Source organism: Desulfosporosinus sp. SYSU MS00001, assembly GCF_049943955.1.
Taxonomy (GTDB): Bacteria; Bacillota; Desulfitobacteriia; order Desulfitobacteriales; family Desulfitobacteriaceae; genus Desulfosporosinus.
Map to the genome: position 1 here is coordinate 296,800 of NZ_JBNFTW010000001.1, position 16,824 is coordinate 313,623.

Genomic DNA, 16,824 nt, shown 5'->3' on the forward strand with positions numbered 1-16,824 from the left:
AATAATGGCGCAACTCGGGTTTTATTATGATATGACAATTTGTTCTGGCTGCAAGGTTTGTCAAATTGCTTGTAAAGATAAAAATGATCTCGATGTCGGGATTTTTTTTCGCAAGGTTTACAATTTTGAAGGCGGCAAATACCCGAATCCTTGGGAATATAACCTTTCGATTGCTTGCAACCATTGTGCTCAGCCCAAGTGTACCCAGAACTGTCCGACCGGAGCTCTGTATAAGAGAGAGAAGGACGGCATTGTTATGCACGACCGCGATAAATGCATCGGTTGTAAACTCTGTACATGGTCTTGTCCGTATGGAGAACCACAGTATATAGAGAAGTTGGGTAAGGTGGGTAAGTGCACTTTTTGTGCTGACCTCATTGATAAGGGCCAAAACCCCGCCTGTGTCGATGCTTGCCAGATGAGAGCTTTGCAATTCGGCGATATTGAGGAACTGCGAAAGAAATACGGAAATAATGCGGATATTAAACCCTTGCCTGACTCCGGTATAACCCATCCATCGTTAACCATTAAGGCGAATAAAGAAGCGATGAAATAGCGAATGACTAAAAATTATGGAAGGAGGCCTATTACATGTTTGCTCAAGAATGGCCTTTGATGATGTTTACGCTCGTTAGCCAATTGGCCATTGGAAGTTTTCTTATGTTAATGGTGGTTCGCTCTTTATTATTGAAGCAAAATCCTCAAGAGGCAGCAAAGTTAACTCAGCCGGGATTCAAAGCGGTTGTGGGAATTATGGTCGTTGCCCTTGTCCTTTCGCTTTTCCACTTAGGAACCCCCACAGGAGCCTATCGCTCTATTCTTAACTTGAAAACATCCTGGCTTAGTCGTGAAATTTTAACTGCCGGAGGGTTTCTCGTTTTATCCTTTATCAGTTATCAAGCCTTTCAAAAGAAGGCGAGCAGTGCTTTAGGCTGGATTACTTCACTGGTTGGCTTGGCAGCTGTTTTGAGTATGTCGAATATTTATAGCCACTCTGTCCGTCCGGCTTGGATGAATGCGAATACGTATGTTGCCTTTTTTGGAGCTACGTTGGCTTTAGGGAGTGCAGGATGTGTTGCCTTAATTATTTATGGAGGAAAAGGAAAACAGCTTTCCGAAAACGTCGCAGCACATCTCAAAAAAATCAGCTTGATAACTGGGGTTGCGGTCATTTTCCCTCTGATTTATCTGCCTGTTTTAATTAGCAGCCTTGATAGCGGTAATATGGCCGCAGTGGCCTCAGCCCAGCTTCTTACGGGAAGTTATCTATTCCCCTTAATTCTCAGAGGGCTTATATCTCTTGTTGGAGCAGGCTTGCTTTACTATGCATTGAAACAAATTGGGAATAAGGTGCCCATCCAGAAATGGGTTTACGGGTCATTGGCTTTGATCGCAGTCGGAGAATTTATAGGCCGTTATGTGTTTTACGGATCCGCTGTATCAATAATGATTGGCTTAAAATGATGCGATGCTAATCATTAAATATAGGTGTTCTCACTCAACTATACTAGTGAAGTGAGAACGCCTTTGGCTTTTTGCACTCCAGTTTGATTTTTAGAGATACGTTTTTACCTATCCCCTTTTGAAGACATTGCGGGTTTCTGGCTGCGTAAGTGTAATTTGGGAGCTGTTTTAATTAGAAGATAAGAGTAAGATTGTCCAGCTAACAATTAAGTATCCGTTAAGCTTTCATAAATGTATGATCTTATATATCAAGAAAGGTAAAGAAATGCTTATTAATCTCTGTAATGAACAAGATGCAACGATTAAGAATCCGAGTCTGCTGCGTTATGCACAGATCTATCGCGATATCTATAAAAGATTCCTGGCTCAAATTACTGCCTCTGTTATTACATTAGGCGCTAATCAAGAAAAAGAGATAAGTCATAAAATCGAACGTTTGCGGGATTTGGGTGTAGTCTTCCGTAATGATGATAAAAGCCTTTTCCTAAATTGGTTGTCACCTGCTTGTGAGAATTGTAAGACTGGAGTGGGATCGACAACCTTGTTTTTTTCTCTACAGTGCCCGCGCCAATGCTATTTTTGTTTTAACCCCAACCAGGAGGGATATGAATATTATCGTCAGAATCTAAGAAACTGTGGACAAGAATTACAGGAAATTCACCAACAAGGTAAGAGAATTTTACACCTGGCTTTATCTGGAGGGGAACCGCTGCTTCATCCAGCCGAAGTCGTCAACTTTTTCAAAACAGCACTGGATTTATTTCCAAATGTCTATACGCGACTCTACACGGCTGGGGATCTTCTTAATCCGGATTTATTAGGAGCACTTCAAAAAAATGGACTGAATGAAATTCGCTTTAGCCTTAAGCTGGAAGACACTGAAGAAGTACGCAGCCGAGTTCTTGATAATATCGCCTTAGCTAAATCGTATATCCCAGTTGTCATGGTTGAGATGCCGATAATTCCAGGTACTTTAGAGGAAATGAAAAAATTATTATCTCACTTAAATGATCTGGACATTAACGGTATTAATCTATTGGAGTTTTGCTATCCTTTCAATAATACTGAGGAATTTCGCAAGAGAGGATGCAAAATTAAAAATCCACCGTTTAATGTGCTTTACGATTATTGGTATGCCGGAGGTCTGCCGATAGACAGAAGTGAGATTGAATGCCTTGATCTGCTGGAATATGCAATCGAACAACGGCTTAAGATAGGAGTTCATTATTGTTCGCTTGAAAATAAGCTAACCGGACAAATTTATCAACAAAACCTTGGGCAGTGTGTTGAACGTTATTATTACTTATCGGGAAAAGATTATTATTACAAATCTGCAAAGGTGTTCGGTAACGATATCTTAACTGTCAAACAGATTTTAGATAAAAATCAGATTAAAACTTATAATCTTAGTAAACGCTATGACTTTTTGGAGTTCAATGTAAAAGACATCGATTTCCTTAAAGATATTGATATAGAGATAGTTATTTCCTCAAATGTTATGGAAGAACGTAATGATGGCAAATATTTACGTGAACTTAAATTGGATTTAATTAATCCTAGCGATTTTCAGTGGCAAAACGAATTATAAAAGCAAAATTGCAAGAAGGGGTATCAAGAGGCATTGTTTTATACTTAGCAACTTGTCGAACTCTATTGCATGGTGTAGAATGTTGTAATATGAGTGGCCGACTTAATAAGTGCTTTCTTTAGGAAATTTGTTTATTGATCTTTACCGGGGTTGCTAGTTGAGGTGTCATCGCAATGTTTGACAAAAGTCCTGAAATGCAGGAGAAAATAAGAAAATTAGCCGTAAAAATAGTTAAACACTATAGAGGAAAGGGTCCCGAGTATGTTATAGTAAAAATAGACGATGAATTGATAACCATAACTATTAAAGGGATTCTTTCCAATCTGTCCGAAATCTTAGTCGAAGAGGGCGACGTTGAGCGGGTCAAAGAATATTGGAAAACCTTGAGGCCTTATCTGGAAAATCAATATGCAGAAGAGGTTTATGAATTAATAGGCAGGAACTTTGAATATACTTGGCAAATTAATCATCTGGAAAGTCCCGACAGAACGATTGTTTTATTTTTGAAATTCATAGGCGATGGTTCGATTGAAAAGAAAAAGGTTTGAAATAAAACTTTTTAGCTTTTAATAAACCAGTACAATTGCGTTTTAATACGCTGTGTACTGGTTTTTTATTTTTAGCAATGACCTTAAAGGAGAAGATAACATGGAGAAAAAAGTATTAACAGTCTGCCCATATTGTGGTACAGGATGTAAGTTGTATCTTGTCGTTAAGGATGGGCAGGTAATCAGAGCTGAGGCTGCCGATGGAAGAACAAATGAAGGGAATCTGTGCCTAAAGGGCTACTATGGGTGGGATTTCTTAAATGATCCTCAAATCTTGACCGCAAGGCTAAAAAGACCACTCATCAGAAAAAATGGGAAATTAGAAGAAGTTTCTTGGCAGGAAGCCGTAGAATTTGTTGCCGGGAAGCTCACTGAAATTAAAAAGGAATACGGCCCGGATGCAATTATGGGTACCGGTTCGGCACGAGGAGCCGGAAATGAAGCGAATTATGTCATGCAGAAGTTCATGAGGGCTGTTATTGGCACTAATAACATCGATCACTGCGCCAGAGTTTGACACGCTCCTTCTGTGGCCGGTCTGGCCCAGTCGTTAGGAAACGGTGCAATGTCTAATTCTATTCCTGAGATAGAAAATGCGGATTTATTGCTGATATTTGGGTACAACGGGGCGGACTCTCACCCTATTGTTGCCCGGCGAATCATTAAGGCCAAGGAAAAAGGAGCTAAGGTGATTGTCGTGGATCCAAGAATAACTGAATCCGTGAGAATTGCAGATTTGTGGCTTCCCTTAAAAGGAGGTACCAATATGGCCTTAGTTAATGCCTGCGGTAATGTCCTGATTAATGAAGAGCTATATGACAAGGACTATGTAAGTAAGTATGTGGAAGGCCTAGAAGACTATAAAACTGAAGTGGCTAAATACACTCCAGAATATGCAGAGGAAATAACCGGTGTCAAGGCAGATGACATAAGAAAAGCGATGAGAGACTATGCTGGGGCGAAAAACGCTATGATTCTCTATGGTATGGGCGTTTGTCAATTTTCTCAAGCAGTTGATGTCGTCAGAGGATTGGCCTCTCTGGCACTGCTGAGCGGTAATTTGGGCAGAGCGAATGTTGGTATTGGTCCTGTGAGAGGGCAAAATAATGTTCAGGGAACTTGTGACATGGGAACGCTTCCCGATGTTTATCCGGGCTACCAAGGGGTGACGGATGCAAAAGCGCGGAAAAAATTCGAGAAGGCCTGGGGAGTTAAATTATCCGAGCGGGTCGGCTATAAGCTTACGGAAATACCCCATTTGGTGCTCCATGAGGATAAGGTTAAAGCTTATTACATCATGGGGGAAGATCCTGTGCAGAGTGATCCAAATGCCGGTGAGGTAAGAGAAGTCCTTGATAAGATGGAGCTGGTCATTGTTCAGGATATTTTTATGAACAAGACGGCACTTCATGCCGATGTTATACTACCGGCTACCTCCTGGGGAGAACATGAAGGGGTATATTCCTCTGCTGATCGCGGCTTCCAGAGATTCAAAAAAGCAGTGGAACCCAAGGGTGAATGCAAACCTGATTGGCAGATTATATGTGAAATTGCCACGGCCATGGGGTATGAGATGAAGTATAAGGATACCGAGGAAATATGGAATGAGATGAGACGTCTCTGTCCTAGTTTTGCAGGGGCAAGTTATAAGCGCTTGGATGAATTAGGAAGTATTCAGTGGCCATGTCCGACAGAGGAGCATAGCGGAACACCCTATTTATATGGAGAAAATCAATTTTCAACGCCTAATGGAAAAGGACAACTATTTGCCTGTGACTGGAGGCCTCCACTGGAACTGGCAGATGAGGAATTTCCCCTGAGTCTGTCAACGGTACGGGAGGTTGGCCATTACTCTGTAAGAACAATGACGGGAAACTGCCGTGCTCTGCAACAACTTGCAGATGAGCCGGGATATGTACAACTCAGTGTCGAAGACGCTGAAGAACTTAATATCAAAGACCAGGAGTTGATAAGAATCAGTTCGCGAAGAGGAAGCGTTATGGCCAGGGCTCTTGTAACTGAAAGAGTGAAAAAGGGTGCAACCTATATGACATATCAGTGGTGGATTGGAGCATGCAACGAATTGACCAGTGACCATGTTGACCCAATTACCAAAACTCCTGAATTTAAATATTGCGCTGTTAAAGTGGAAAGAATTAAGGACCAAGCGTGGGCTGAGCAGCATGTAAGAGACGAATACGCTAAATTAAGGAAACAGATGGGTGTAAACGTGTGAGTCTTAAGGTTGGATATAAGGTTAAAAATTGCTGAGGAAAGGACGAGTCAGGATGAGCGGAACTTTAAATTCATTTGTGGCAGCAAACTCTAATAAGTGTATCGGTTGTAAAGTTTGTGAAATAGTTTGCTTTGCGGTTCATAATAAGGAAAATCAAGTGGCAATGGCTGTGGGAACTATAGAATCCCCGATCATTCCAAGGTTATACCTTGTAAGGGGTGAAGACCTTAAAATGCCCATTCAATGCCGGCACTGCGAAGATGCGCCTTGTGCCAATTCCTGCCGCATCGGAGCAATTAAGCAGGAGGACAATAGGATTGTAATTGACGAGACCGCCTGTATCGGCTGCAAAACATGTCTGCTCGCTTGTCCTTTTGGGGCCATCGATTTACTCCCGCAGTTTGAGGATGGCGAAGCCGTAATTCAAGCGAACCTGAAAGAAGAGGGCGAGTTCGGCCTTGAGGAAAAGGTTAAAACTGTTGCCTACAAGTGTGACCTGTGTAAAGAACATGGTAAGCCGGCGTGTGTTGCCGCTTGTCCACAACAAGCATTAACCCTTGTAATTCCTGCAGAAGAAAAGAAACGGCGAAATCGTCAGGCCGCTGTGAATCTTTTAGCAGCAGTAAAATAACAGTGTGACTTAGAAGAGATAGTTGACAGCTAAGAGAAGGGAAAAGTAACGATGGACAGAACAGATTATTTAATTAATATAGATCGTGAATTATGTACAGGGTGCAGACGCTGCGCAGAAGTTTGTCCTGTGAATGCTATTGAAGGTGAAAAAGATGCCCCGCAATCCATCAATGAGGAACGCTGTGTTTTATGCGGTCAATGTGTCCAGATATGCAGTGTCTATGCTTCAGCTTTTGACGAAAGTTTAACACCAAGAGCAATTAAACTTGAGGAAAGAAGCATGCTGAAAACTGTCAAGGAGCCTCTTTTTGCTGCTTACTATATAGGTCATGCTCAACAAGTCAAGGAGGCTTTAGCTTCTGCCGAACTTTATAAAATTGTTCAATGTGCACCGGCTGTAAGAGTTTCTCTCGCAGAAGAATTCGGTTTTCCTTACGGTTCTCTCACACCCGGTAAAATGGCTGCGGCACTGCGAAGATTAGGCTTTGATCGTGTCTATGATACAAATTTTGGGGCAGATTTAACGATTATGGAGGAAGGCAGTGAGCTTGTTAAACGGATAGCAGAGGGTAAGAATCTCCCCATGTTTACTTCTTGCTGTCCCGCCTGGGTAAAATATGCCGAACAGGAATATCCGGAATTGCTTCATCATTTATCTAGCTGTAAGTCACCTCAGCAGATGTCCGGGGTTATCTTTAAAACTTACGGGGCCAAGATTGATAATATTGATCCGTCCAAAATCTTAAGCGCTGCAATTATGCCTTGTACCTGCAAACAATTTGAATGTGCGCGGGAAGAGATGGCGGACAGCGGCTATAGGGATGTGGATGTTGTCCTAACAACAAGGGAGTTAGCACAACTGATCAAGGATAGAGGAATTGACTTTGCCAATTTGCCGGATGAAGCCTTTGATTTACCGTTAGGTAACTATTCAGGAGCAGGTGCTATCTTCGGTACAACCGGCGGAGTTATGGAGGCAGCTTTGAGAACATGTTATGAATTAATGACTAAAAAGCCTGCCCCAAGAATAGAACTGAATTTTGTCAGAGGCAGTGAGAGTATTAAGACCGCAATGATACGGGCGGGTGAGATGGAACTTAGGGTTGCTGTGGTTTCAGGCTTAAAGAACGCTGCTAAGATCCTTGAAGATGTGAAGGCAGGAAGATGCCAATATCACTTTATTGAGGTGATGACTTGTTCGAGAGGATGTATCAACGGCGGAGGACAGCCAAAATTTCTTTTACCGGAGTACAGAGAAGCGGCGTTAAGAAGCAGAAAAACTTCAATTTATGAGCATGATTCCCAGTTGAATATAAGGAAGTCTCATGAAAATCCGGATATTCTAAAACTGTATAAGGAATTCGTGGGGGAACCTTTGGGACATCAATCGCATCATCTATTGCATACGGAATATGTTGTCAGAAAGGGGCAAAACTAATGAATAGCTTTGTTGTCGCAGATCCCAATAAATGCATCGGCTGCAGAACCTGTGAAGTAGCCTGTGTTGTGGCTCATTCAAGTGAGAATATATTTACCTCAACAAAGCTGGAAATTGAATTTAATCCACGGCTGAGTGTTATAAAAACCGCAGCTGTAAGCGCTCCCATACAGTGCCGGCATTGTGAAGATGCTCCTTGTGCCAATGCTTGTCCCGAAGGGTGCATTGTGAATAAGGAGGGGGTTATCTATATCAATCAAAGGACTTGTATCGGCTGTAAAACCTGTATCGTGGCATGTCCTTTTGGTGCTATAGAGATGGTCTCAAGCTATGAAGATGGAGAGAAGAAACAGCAAGCGGGATTAAAATGTGATGACGGCGGCAAGCTCTGCATTAAAGAGAAAATGGTTGCGAATAAATGTGATCTGTGCTTGGGAAGACAAGGCGGACCGGCTTGTATGGAAGTGTGCCCTACAGATGCTTTTAGAATCGTTAATTCTGATGACTTAGTAAGAGAAACCAAGGAAAAGAGACGTCGAAGTGTGATCGGCCTATCTATGCCGAACGTGTGACTTTAAACTTGGCAAGAAACAATTTGAAGTTTTACGGGATAGGTACCCTACTATTTGTGTTCATCAACAATACGTTAGAACATAGAGAGATATTCTTTAATACAAAATGACATCATAAGATTAAATTTAATCGAAGAATTGTCCAGCTCAATATTAAGGATTTCTTTAATTTTTCGCAGGCGGTAGATGATCGTATTTCGATGCGTGTGCAGCCGGGATGCCGTATCGAGCAGGCTGCAATCTGATAAGAGGTAAATATGAAGCGTGTTCATGTAATCTGAATCGTGGTCGCGATCGTATTTTTCTAATTTGCCCAGATGCTGCGAAAAAAGTGTTTCCAGCAAACTTGGATCAGATAAACTGAAAAATATCTGAAACAGTCCAAGCTCATCAAAACGCACACTCTGCCGTTTGTAGAATTCTGCAGCAGCCAGAGAAAAACGAGCGCGTTTATAGTTTAAACTAATTTGGGCAAGGGAATGTGCTGTATCACTGATACCCAGAATAATACTGTCACAATAACAAATCAGTGTAATTACCCTTTCCAAGGAAAGCTGCTTCTGTGCCGTATTATAGACAAGAATGTGCATATTGTCATATTGAAACAGGTGATATTTCAGACTGTAGCTGTTCAGTGGTGAAGTAATTATGGTTGTATCTGTTAAATTTCGGATTACGAGAACTCTGTAGTCTCCTGTAGTTTCAAACCCAAACTGATTTAGAGCGCGGAGAGTATTGTCTTGTACCGGCATCTGATTAATGGCGTTCTGAAAGGTTGCACTGAGTTGATTTTCCCAATTGTTGTCATAGAGAAGGAGTTTGCAGAAATCCTGCAAAATGTCCACTAAATGTATCTCCCAAGGCATCGTGAAGAGCGGAAATCCGTTGGTATTGCAAAAATCGATAATTTCTGGAGTAATATCTTCCTTACTAATATACTTACCTACATTAAGCACGATGCCGCTGCAATTGTGCAGAGCGATCGTACGGATGAAATTATACAGATTAATGTTATTTTGAGTAAAAAGCCCTGTGGTAATAACCAGCTCTCCACCCTTTAAAAATGAAACGGTTTGAATATCTTCGGTAACATATACCCAGGAAGTAGCATTGTTCAACCCATTTTGCCCGCCAAGGATGGTCATCATGTATTTTGTTCTTGCAGACTCATATAAAGTTTTTACTTGTGTCCGCATAGGGCTAACCTCCTTGGTAGATTTTTTTGAGTATATCATACTAATTTTACTAATTAAATAATAAATATAGTAAGTTGATTTCTAGCTGAGGTCCGCCAAAGCCTTCGGAAAAAGGCTTGATACTTTTATTTGGGGAGAAGCATTGTTGCTCAGGAATTGCCCAAAGGGTCAATGAATTGTACTGGGAATACAAAAAAATGCAAAATGTTTGTTGAGTGGGCCCATTGGATTATAGTTTATGTGTGCTAAAATACTAACATAAACAAAACAAGATTTCTCCGAAGGGATGATTAACTACGGGACAAAAATTTGTAGTTACAATAGCACGGCAGTTTGGCAGTCTAGGTCGGCCGATCGCTCGAAAAGTCAGTGAAATGTTGGGCATCGAATATTACGACAGAGAGATCGTGGAATTCACCTCAAAGAAGCTGAATCTTCCTGTTTCAACTATAAGTGATGAAGAGGAAAGTGCAAAATCTGAGTTTTTCAACATGAGTTATCCGTTGGGTATGGGGACTAACGAAATTCAGGATCAAATATTTGCTGTTCAGCAAAAAATTATCACAGATTTCGCGGAAAAAAAGCCATGTATCATCGTTGGTCGGTGTTCAGATTATATTCTCAAAGATTATACGGATATTATTAATGTATTCATCTATGCACCTTATACCGCAAGACTTTGTAATTGTGTGGAGATATTGAATATGCAACCCGCCGAGGCAAAGAAAATGATTGCTGCTGTCGACAAAGCGAGGGACGCATACCACAAACACTATTGTGGTTACTCCATGTCAGATAAAGACTTCAAGCATGTAATGCTGGATTCCAGTTTACTGGGAGTTGAGGGAACCTGTGAAGTGCTCGTAGAAATTATAAGGAAGAGATTCAATTTGAAATAACAGGCTCTGAAAATAGAATCTCCAAACTATGCAATGGGGCATTTCTGATTAAATATCCAAAAAAGCAACAAAGTGTTAGAACTGGATTGTTTCATCTTATAACAACAATGGGGTTGTTTCGCTACAGGCGAGACAACCCTTTTTCTTGTCCTGACGCAGGTGTTGGCTTAACAACCGCTTTTATTGTTAAGTTTTTATAAGAGATAACCAACACAAGTATTAATTAAATCAAAGTAAGGAGGAACTTTCATGAAACGTATCTCATCCCTAGTTATGGTGGTACTCTTGGCGTTTGGAATGGTATCTCTCGGTGGCTGTGGTTCCAGTAAAACAACGAGTGACGACAGCGATACTAAAGAAATTAACTTTTTCCAATGGACTGAGTATACCCCGCAGTCAGTGCTCGATTCCTTCAAGCAGAAGTATGGCATCACAGTCAAGATGAGTAACTTCTCTTCTAACGAGGAAATGATAGCTAAGTTACAAGCGGGTGGGCTCTCACAGTATGATGTTGTCGTACCCAGCAATTACGCGGTTAAAGGCATGATAGCCCAAAATCTTATTCAGCCGATTAACAAGGATAATATCCCTAATTTTCAAAACATAGATGATAGTTTTCTAAACCGTGATTACGACCCGGGAAATAAATACACTGTTCCGTACCTTTCCAGTCCGGTTGTTCTGGCGGTCAACACCAAAAAGGTGACTAAGACCATCACCAGCTATAACGATTTGCTTGATCCTTCATTCAAAGACCAGATAGTCGTTGTTGACGATGAGCGGCCCATTATCGGAGCTGCCTTGCTCGCGACAGGTCACTCGCTTAACGACACCAATGAAAATGATCTAAAAGACGCTGAACGTTGGTTAAAGAAACTCAGACCGAATATTAAGGTGTTCGACAGCGATAGTCCTAAAACCGCCTTGATTTCCGGAGAGTGTTCTATTGGCCTTATCTACAACGGCGAAGCTGCCCTGGCTATTAAATCGAACCCGGATATCAAAGTTATTTGGCCTAAAGAGGGCATTTCAGGACTTACTATTGACAACCTCTGTGTCGTTAAAGGTACCAAGCATGAAAAGGAAGCAGAGATGTTCATCAACTATATCCTTGATCCGACCGTCAGTAAATTAATTTCCAACGAGTACCCCTATACCAATCCCAATAAAGCCGCTCATTCATTGTTAGGGAAAAGCTATCTTGACAACCCAGCCAGCAATATCCCCTTCGACAAGATTAAAAGCAGCGAACTTCTTAACGATGTGGGGGCCTCTTTGAGCCAATTTGATAGGATCTGGACAGAATTTAAGGGCTAATTAGTCTTCCAGGCATAGCGAACGCAAAAAAAGGGAGTGTGAACAAGATGGTAAAACTTGAAATAATCACTCGTTCCGAGAAACTCGTCGACGTCAAGAAAATTCTAGCTAAGCATGACTATATCGGCCTTACTGTCACAGCCGTAATGGGCTGTGGTCACCAAAAGGGCAGAATCAAGGAGTTTGAAGGACTTAACCTCGAGATAAACTTACTGCCTAAAGTTCAGGTGATGACGGTGGTTTTGGATGAGGATGTCGAGGAGATTCTCACTGAGCTCCACGAAACAATCTCCACGGGTAAAGTGGGAGACGGCAAAGTGTTCATTTCGGATGTCCGCGATGTCATGCGCATACGAACCGGAGAGAGAGGGGAGAAAACTCTGTAAACCGACACAAGCAATAAGGAGGTGCCCGTATGGCACAAGTATCTGCTAAGGTCATGGTTGAACTACGCAATGTGGATAAATTTTATGGTGCTAACAAGGTCGTCAAAAACCTAAACCTTCAGATACGGGAGGGTGAGTTTTTAACAATGCTCGGGCCTTCCGGCTGCGGCAAGACGACGACCTTGCGGATGATTGCCGGATTTGAAGCCGTGACCTCAGGCGCTGTGATCATCGAAGGTGAAAATGTTGGGAACAAGGCACCTTATCAGCGCAATGTCAACACTGTGTTCCAGAATTATGCCTTGTTCCCCCATATGAACGTCTATGACAATATTGCCTTTGGACTAACTGAGAAAAAAGTCAAGAAAGAGGAAATCCGTCAGCGGGTAGGTGAGATGCTTTCCTTAGTGCAGATGGATGGCTATGAGAAGCGGATGCCTTCCCAGTTGTCAGGCGGACAGAAACAGCGTGTGGCTATTGCCCGAGCGCTTGTCAATCGACCTAAGGTTTTGCTGCTTGATGAGCCCCTTGGTGCCTTGGATCTCAAACTGCGCAAGCAGATGCAAGTCGAGCTCAAGCACCTCCAACGCCAACTGGGCATTACTTTTGTGTATGTAACGCACGATCAGGAAGAGTCCTTAACCATGAGTGATCGCATCGCAGTCATGAACAATGGTATCCTGGAGCAGATCGGTCCGCCTGATGTGATCTATAATCAACCGGCAACGAAATTCGTCGCGGATTTTATTGGTGAATCGAATATTCTTGAGGCTTCGGTTGGAAGTGTTGACGGCGACAATCTCAACGTTATCTTTGAAACTGGCAACGCCGAGGTTAGCGCCGCCGGGTTCAGTCAGGACGAGATGGTGTATATCTCAGTGCGCCCTGAAAAGCTCAAATGCTCTGCTGCCGCAGTGCCGGGTTTCAACCTCAGGGGCACTGTCAAAGAACATATCTATGTGGGCTCGATTATCAAGACAATCATTGAGCTGCCTAATGGACAGGACCTTAAAATGAGTTTGTTGGCAGGCACACCACTGATTGCTCCAGGCGAGGTCGTTTGGGTCTATTGGGAAAAGGATGGTACCGTTGTTCTCCATACTCATGAGGAAACTCTCTATAATCTCATAGAGCAGGTCCCAAAAATCGAGGTGAGTGTATGAATACCGTGACTCCACCTGCAGTTTCGTTCAGAGCAAAGACAACCGCATCTAAGCAGCGAATGGCCCTTTCCCGAAGTATTCCGCTTTTCCTGATGGTTGGTCCGGTCATCCTATGGCTTTTAATTTTCGTCGCCGCTCCTCTGGCGTATATCCTTGTAATCAGCTTTATGAAAAAAGGTACTTATGGAGGAGTAGTTGCTAACTTAAATTTTCAAAACTATCTGCGGATCGATGATCCCCTTTACTTGAAGATCTTTCTTGTTTCCATTGTCATTGCTCTGGCAACCACTGTACTCTGCCTGACGATAGGCTATCCCTTCGCCTATATCATTGCCAGGGCCAGTAACCGCAACAAAAGTATTCTGCTTTCTCTGATCATGCTGCCGTTTTGGACTAACTCACTTATTCGTACTTATGGCTGGATAATCCTGCTGCGGACGAACGGTACCTTTAATACACTGCTGCAATCGGCGCACTTGATTTCTCGACCACTCCAGTTGCTTTATACAAACGGAGCGGTGATGGTCGGAATGGTCTATACCCTGTTTCCATTTATGGTGCTGCCCCTTTACAGCTCAATCGAGAAACTTGATCGTTCTTTGCTGGAAGCCGCCAACGATCTTGGTGCCAAGCCGCGGCGAGCTTTTTGGCGGGTAACGCTCCCGCTTACCGTTCCGGGTGTCTTTGCCGGCTGCATCCAAGTCTTTATCCCGACGCTTGGCTACTTCTTCATCAGTGACCTATTAGGAGGCGGCAATTCCATCCTCGTTGGCAATCTTATCAGAAACCAATTTCTTGCGGCAAGAGATTGGCCCTTCGGTGCAGCCCTGTCGATTCTCCTGATTGTCTTCACCATCGTCTTGATGAGAGTCTACAAGCACTTCGGCGGTAGTCTCGAAAATATTACTTAAGGGGGGTAAGGTTATGAATTCAAGCAACAAACAGTTAACCAAGCTCCTGTCGGCGGTCTTTGTGACCCTGATCTATATTTTTCTCTACCTGCCCATCGCGATCATTGTCTTTTTCTCGTTTAATTCCTCTAAGCTCAATATCGTTTTTCAGGGATTCACTCTCCAGTGGTACGGCGTTATGCTGCAGAACACGGATCTTATGTCGGCCTTAGAAAACACAGCGATCGTTGCCGTTTCTACCGTTGTCATCTCGGTTTTTATTGGCACCCTTGCCGCTATAGGAATGTTTCGTTATCAATTTAGGGGTAAAAGTATTGTCGACTCCTTCCTCTATATCCCCATTGTTATCCCCGAGATCGTCATGGGTATCTCTTTGCTCGCCTTTTACCACATCCTGAATATTAGTCTGGGCATTACGACGCTGATTATTGCCCATGTCACCTTTTCGATACCCTATGTTGTTGTCACGGTGCGTTCACGCATCTCCGGCTATGACATGTCGGTGGAAGAAGCGGCGATGGACCTGGGTGCTACCCGCCTGCACACTCTTTTGCGCATCACGCTGCCGATCATCGCCCCAGGGATTCTCGCCGGTGCTATGCTGGCCCTCACCCTGTCGCTGGATGATGTGATCGTTAGCTTTTTCACCACCGGTGTGGATAGCGTGACGCTGCCTATTTATATCTTCAATAAGGTTAAAACAGGAGTCTCACCAGATATCAATGCCTTAATCACTGTGATTATTCTGATCACGCTCTTAATTCTTGTGGTCATGCGAACCTTCGAAGCCAAAACCTCTAAAAAGGGTCTGGTTTAAAACCCATAAACTTGCCTGAGTCAGGACTTCCCGATTAATAAATTTAGAGAGGAGCTTATGTATGGAACGTATCGAAAAAATGTATATTGACGGTCAATGGGTGCCGGCGCTTGCCGGTAAGACCCGAGACGTTATCAATCCAGCCGACGCCAGTGTTCTGGCAACCATAGCTGAAGGCGCTGCGGAAGATGTGCAGCTTGCCGTCGCTGCAGCCAAGAGGGCTTTTTATGAAGACGGCTGGATGGTAACGCCTCCAAGTGAACGCGCCAGGCTTATGTTTGCTCTCGCCGACTCACTGGAAAAGCGGGCGGAGGAATTTGCCAAGCTGGAAACTCAGAACAACGGCAAAGCTCTCCGCGAGGCTCAGTGCGATGTCAGTGATGCGGTCGCTTGTTTTAGGTATTACGCCGGTCTTGCCACCAAGCCCCATGGTCAGACTTATGATGTAGCTGATCCGATGCAGACTCTGGTTGTGCGCGAGCCCATCGGTGTCTGTGGTCAGATCGTTCCTTGGAATTATCCGCTGTTGATGGCTGCCTGGAAATTAGCTCCGGCTCTCGCGGCAGGCAATACAGTTGTCTTTAAGCCCTCAGAGCTAACCCCATTGACGGTCATCAGGCTTTTTGAACTTATTGACGTAGTGGGTTATCCCAAGGGGGTAGCTAACCTTGTGCTGGGCGCCGGCGATACAGTGGGACACGAGATTGCTGCCAATTTCGATATTGATAAGGTCGCCTTTACAGGTGGTACTAAGACAGGACGTTCAATTATGATGGCTGCAACAGGCAACATTAAGAATATCTCCCTCGAACTGGGCGGTAAATCGCCAAATATTATTTTTGCCGATGCGGATTTTGAGGCGGCTGTGGATTGGACTCTTTTTGCCATCTTTGTAAACCAAGGTGAGGTCTGCAGCGCTGGCTCCAGGCTCCTAATTGAAGAGAGTATCCATGACCAATTTCTAGAGAGGCTTGTCGAACGGACTAAGCAGATTAAGGTCGGACCGGGGCTGGAGGAGGACGTCGAGATGGGCCCCCTGATCAGCGAAACGCACCTGAACCGGGTACTTGATTACATAGAACTGGGAAAAAAAGAGGGCGCCAGGCTGGTGTGCGGTGGAAACCGAATTCTGGAGGGCGATTTAGAAAAGGGATACTTCGTAGAACCTACGATTTTTATAGACACCTCACCGGAAATGCGCATTGTTCAGGAGGAAATTTTCGGACCGGTGTTGGTTGTCCAGAAATTCAAAGATGAACAAGAAGCCGTCTCCTTGGCCAACAACACGATTTATGGACTGGCAGGTGGAGTTTTTACGCAAGATGGTGCTAAAGGACTCCGTGTCATTAAAAAGCTGCGGGCAGGTATTACCTGGATCAACGCTTACAATCCAACGTATAACGAAGCTCCGTGGGGGGGCTACAAACAGAGCGGTTTGGGTCGCGAACTTGGTACCTTTGGGTTTGAGGAATATACCGAGGTAAAACAGATCAATATCAATCTCGAACCGTCGCCCCTCGGTTGGTTTAAAGAGTGATTAGTTTTTCTTTCCGGCTGGAACAGAGTATTTTCAACTTACATTTATGTTAATCGTTGATTTCACTACCAAAAGTAACTATTGCCAAGAGAGCGTATTAGGGAAATTTGCGTAAGCGA

General features: G+C 43.5%; 16 protein-coding genes. 15 read left to right on the top strand and 1 reads right to left on the bottom strand.

Annotated features, from left to right (window positions below; all coding sequences use genetic code 11):
• Nucleotides 1–4: 4 nt before the first annotated feature.
• The 8 genes from ACPUYX_RS01355 to ACPUYX_RS01390 all read left to right on the top strand — a co-directional run bounded on the left by ACPUYX_RS01355 (nucleotide 5) and on the right by ACPUYX_RS01390 (nucleotide 8,479).
• Complete coding sequence (locus tag ACPUYX_RS01355; protein WP_088187805.1) at nucleotides 5–556, top strand: DMSO/selenate family reductase complex B subunit; 552 nt, start codon at nucleotides 5–7, stop codon at nucleotides 554–556.
• 35 nt (nucleotides 557–591) lie between these two features.
• Nucleotides 592–1,464, top strand: coding sequence for a dimethyl sulfoxide reductase anchor subunit family protein (locus ACPUYX_RS01360; RefSeq protein ID WP_426377953.1), 873 nt, complete (start codon nucleotides 592–594; stop codon nucleotides 1,462–1,464).
• A gap of 265 nt (nucleotides 1,465–1,729) precedes the next feature.
• On the top strand, nucleotides 1,730–3,052 hold the full coding sequence (locus tag ACPUYX_RS01365) for a radical SAM protein (RefSeq protein WP_426377954.1): 1,323 nt from the start codon (nucleotides 1,730–1,732) through the stop codon (nucleotides 3,050–3,052).
• 173 nt (nucleotides 3,053–3,225) lie between these two features.
• Nucleotides 3,226–3,600 carry a Na-translocating system protein MpsC family protein gene (locus ACPUYX_RS01370; RefSeq protein ID WP_426377955.1) on the top strand — a complete coding sequence of 125 codons (375 nt, stop codon included), beginning with the start codon at nucleotides 3,226–3,228 and terminating at the stop codon, nucleotides 3,598–3,600.
• A 100-nt stretch (nucleotides 3,601–3,700) separates the two neighbouring features.
• Nucleotides 3,701–5,836, top strand: a complete 2,136-nt coding sequence (fdhF, locus tag ACPUYX_RS01375; RefSeq protein WP_426377956.1) for a formate dehydrogenase subunit alpha — start codon at nucleotides 3,701–3,703, stop codon at nucleotides 5,834–5,836.
• 52 nt (nucleotides 5,837–5,888) lie between these two features.
• The gene (locus tag ACPUYX_RS01380; RefSeq protein ID WP_426377957.1) at nucleotides 5,889–6,467 is read left to right on the top strand and encodes a 4Fe-4S dicluster domain-containing protein; all 579 of its coding nucleotides are present in this window, start codon (nucleotides 5,889–5,891) and stop codon (nucleotides 6,465–6,467) included.
• A 51-nt stretch (nucleotides 6,468–6,518) separates the two neighbouring features.
• Nucleotides 6,519–7,907, top strand: a complete 1,389-nt coding sequence (locus ACPUYX_RS01385) for a [FeFe] hydrogenase, group A (protein WP_426377958.1) — start codon at nucleotides 6,519–6,521, stop codon at nucleotides 7,905–7,907.
• Complete coding sequence (locus ACPUYX_RS01390; RefSeq protein ID WP_426377959.1) at nucleotides 7,907–8,479, top strand: 4Fe-4S dicluster domain-containing protein; 573 nt, start codon at nucleotides 7,907–7,909, stop codon at nucleotides 8,477–8,479. The genes ACPUYX_RS01385 and ACPUYX_RS01390 overlap by 1 nt, the downstream gene beginning before the upstream one ends.
• Before the next feature lie 74 nt (nucleotides 8,480–8,553).
• Here the strand turns inward: ACPUYX_RS01390 and ACPUYX_RS01395 are convergent, their stop codons facing one another.
• Nucleotides 8,554–9,675 (bottom strand): PucR family transcriptional regulator, encoded by a 1,122-nt coding sequence (locus tag ACPUYX_RS01395; protein ID WP_426377960.1) that lies wholly within the window; start codon nucleotides 9,673–9,675, stop codon nucleotides 8,554–8,556.
• Nucleotides 9,676–9,995: 320 nt separating this feature from the next.
• Here ACPUYX_RS01395 and ACPUYX_RS01400 point away from each other — a divergent pair, with 320 nt between their 5' ends.
• From ACPUYX_RS01400 to ACPUYX_RS01430, 7 genes are all read left to right on the top strand, one after another.
• Nucleotides 9,996–10,574, top strand: coding sequence for an AAA family ATPase (locus ACPUYX_RS01400; protein ID WP_426378301.1), 579 nt, complete (start codon nucleotides 9,996–9,998; stop codon nucleotides 10,572–10,574).
• Nucleotides 10,575–10,823: 249 nt separating this feature from the next.
• Nucleotides 10,824–11,891: an ABC transporter substrate-binding protein gene (locus tag ACPUYX_RS01405; protein WP_426377961.1), complete on the top strand. Its 1,068-nt coding sequence runs from the start codon at nucleotides 10,824–10,826 to the stop codon at nucleotides 11,889–11,891.
• Between the two features lie 47 nt (nucleotides 11,892–11,938).
• Nucleotides 11,939–12,277: a P-II family nitrogen regulator gene (locus ACPUYX_RS01410; RefSeq protein WP_088228717.1), complete on the top strand. Its 339-nt coding sequence runs from the start codon at nucleotides 11,939–11,941 to the stop codon at nucleotides 12,275–12,277.
• Between the two features lie 29 nt (nucleotides 12,278–12,306).
• A complete protein-coding gene (locus tag ACPUYX_RS01415; RefSeq protein WP_426377962.1) occupies nucleotides 12,307–13,440 on the top strand; it encodes an ABC transporter ATP-binding protein in 1,134 nt (377 codons plus the stop codon).
• Nucleotides 13,437–14,351 carry an ABC transporter permease gene (locus ACPUYX_RS01420; RefSeq protein ID WP_426377963.1) on the top strand — a complete coding sequence of 305 codons (915 nt, stop codon included), beginning with the start codon at nucleotides 13,437–13,439 and terminating at the stop codon, nucleotides 14,349–14,351. The genes ACPUYX_RS01415 and ACPUYX_RS01420 overlap by 4 nt, the downstream gene beginning before the upstream one ends.
• Before the next feature lie 13 nt (nucleotides 14,352–14,364).
• The gene (locus tag ACPUYX_RS01425) at nucleotides 14,365–15,168 is read left to right on the top strand and encodes an ABC transporter permease (protein ID WP_426377964.1); all 804 of its coding nucleotides are present in this window, start codon (nucleotides 14,365–14,367) and stop codon (nucleotides 15,166–15,168) included.
• A 61-nt stretch (nucleotides 15,169–15,229) separates the two neighbouring features.
• Nucleotides 15,230–16,705 (top strand): aldehyde dehydrogenase family protein, encoded by a 1,476-nt coding sequence (locus ACPUYX_RS01430; protein ID WP_426377965.1) that lies wholly within the window; start codon nucleotides 15,230–15,232, stop codon nucleotides 16,703–16,705.
• The last annotated feature ends 119 nt before the right edge of the window (nucleotides 16,706–16,824 follow it).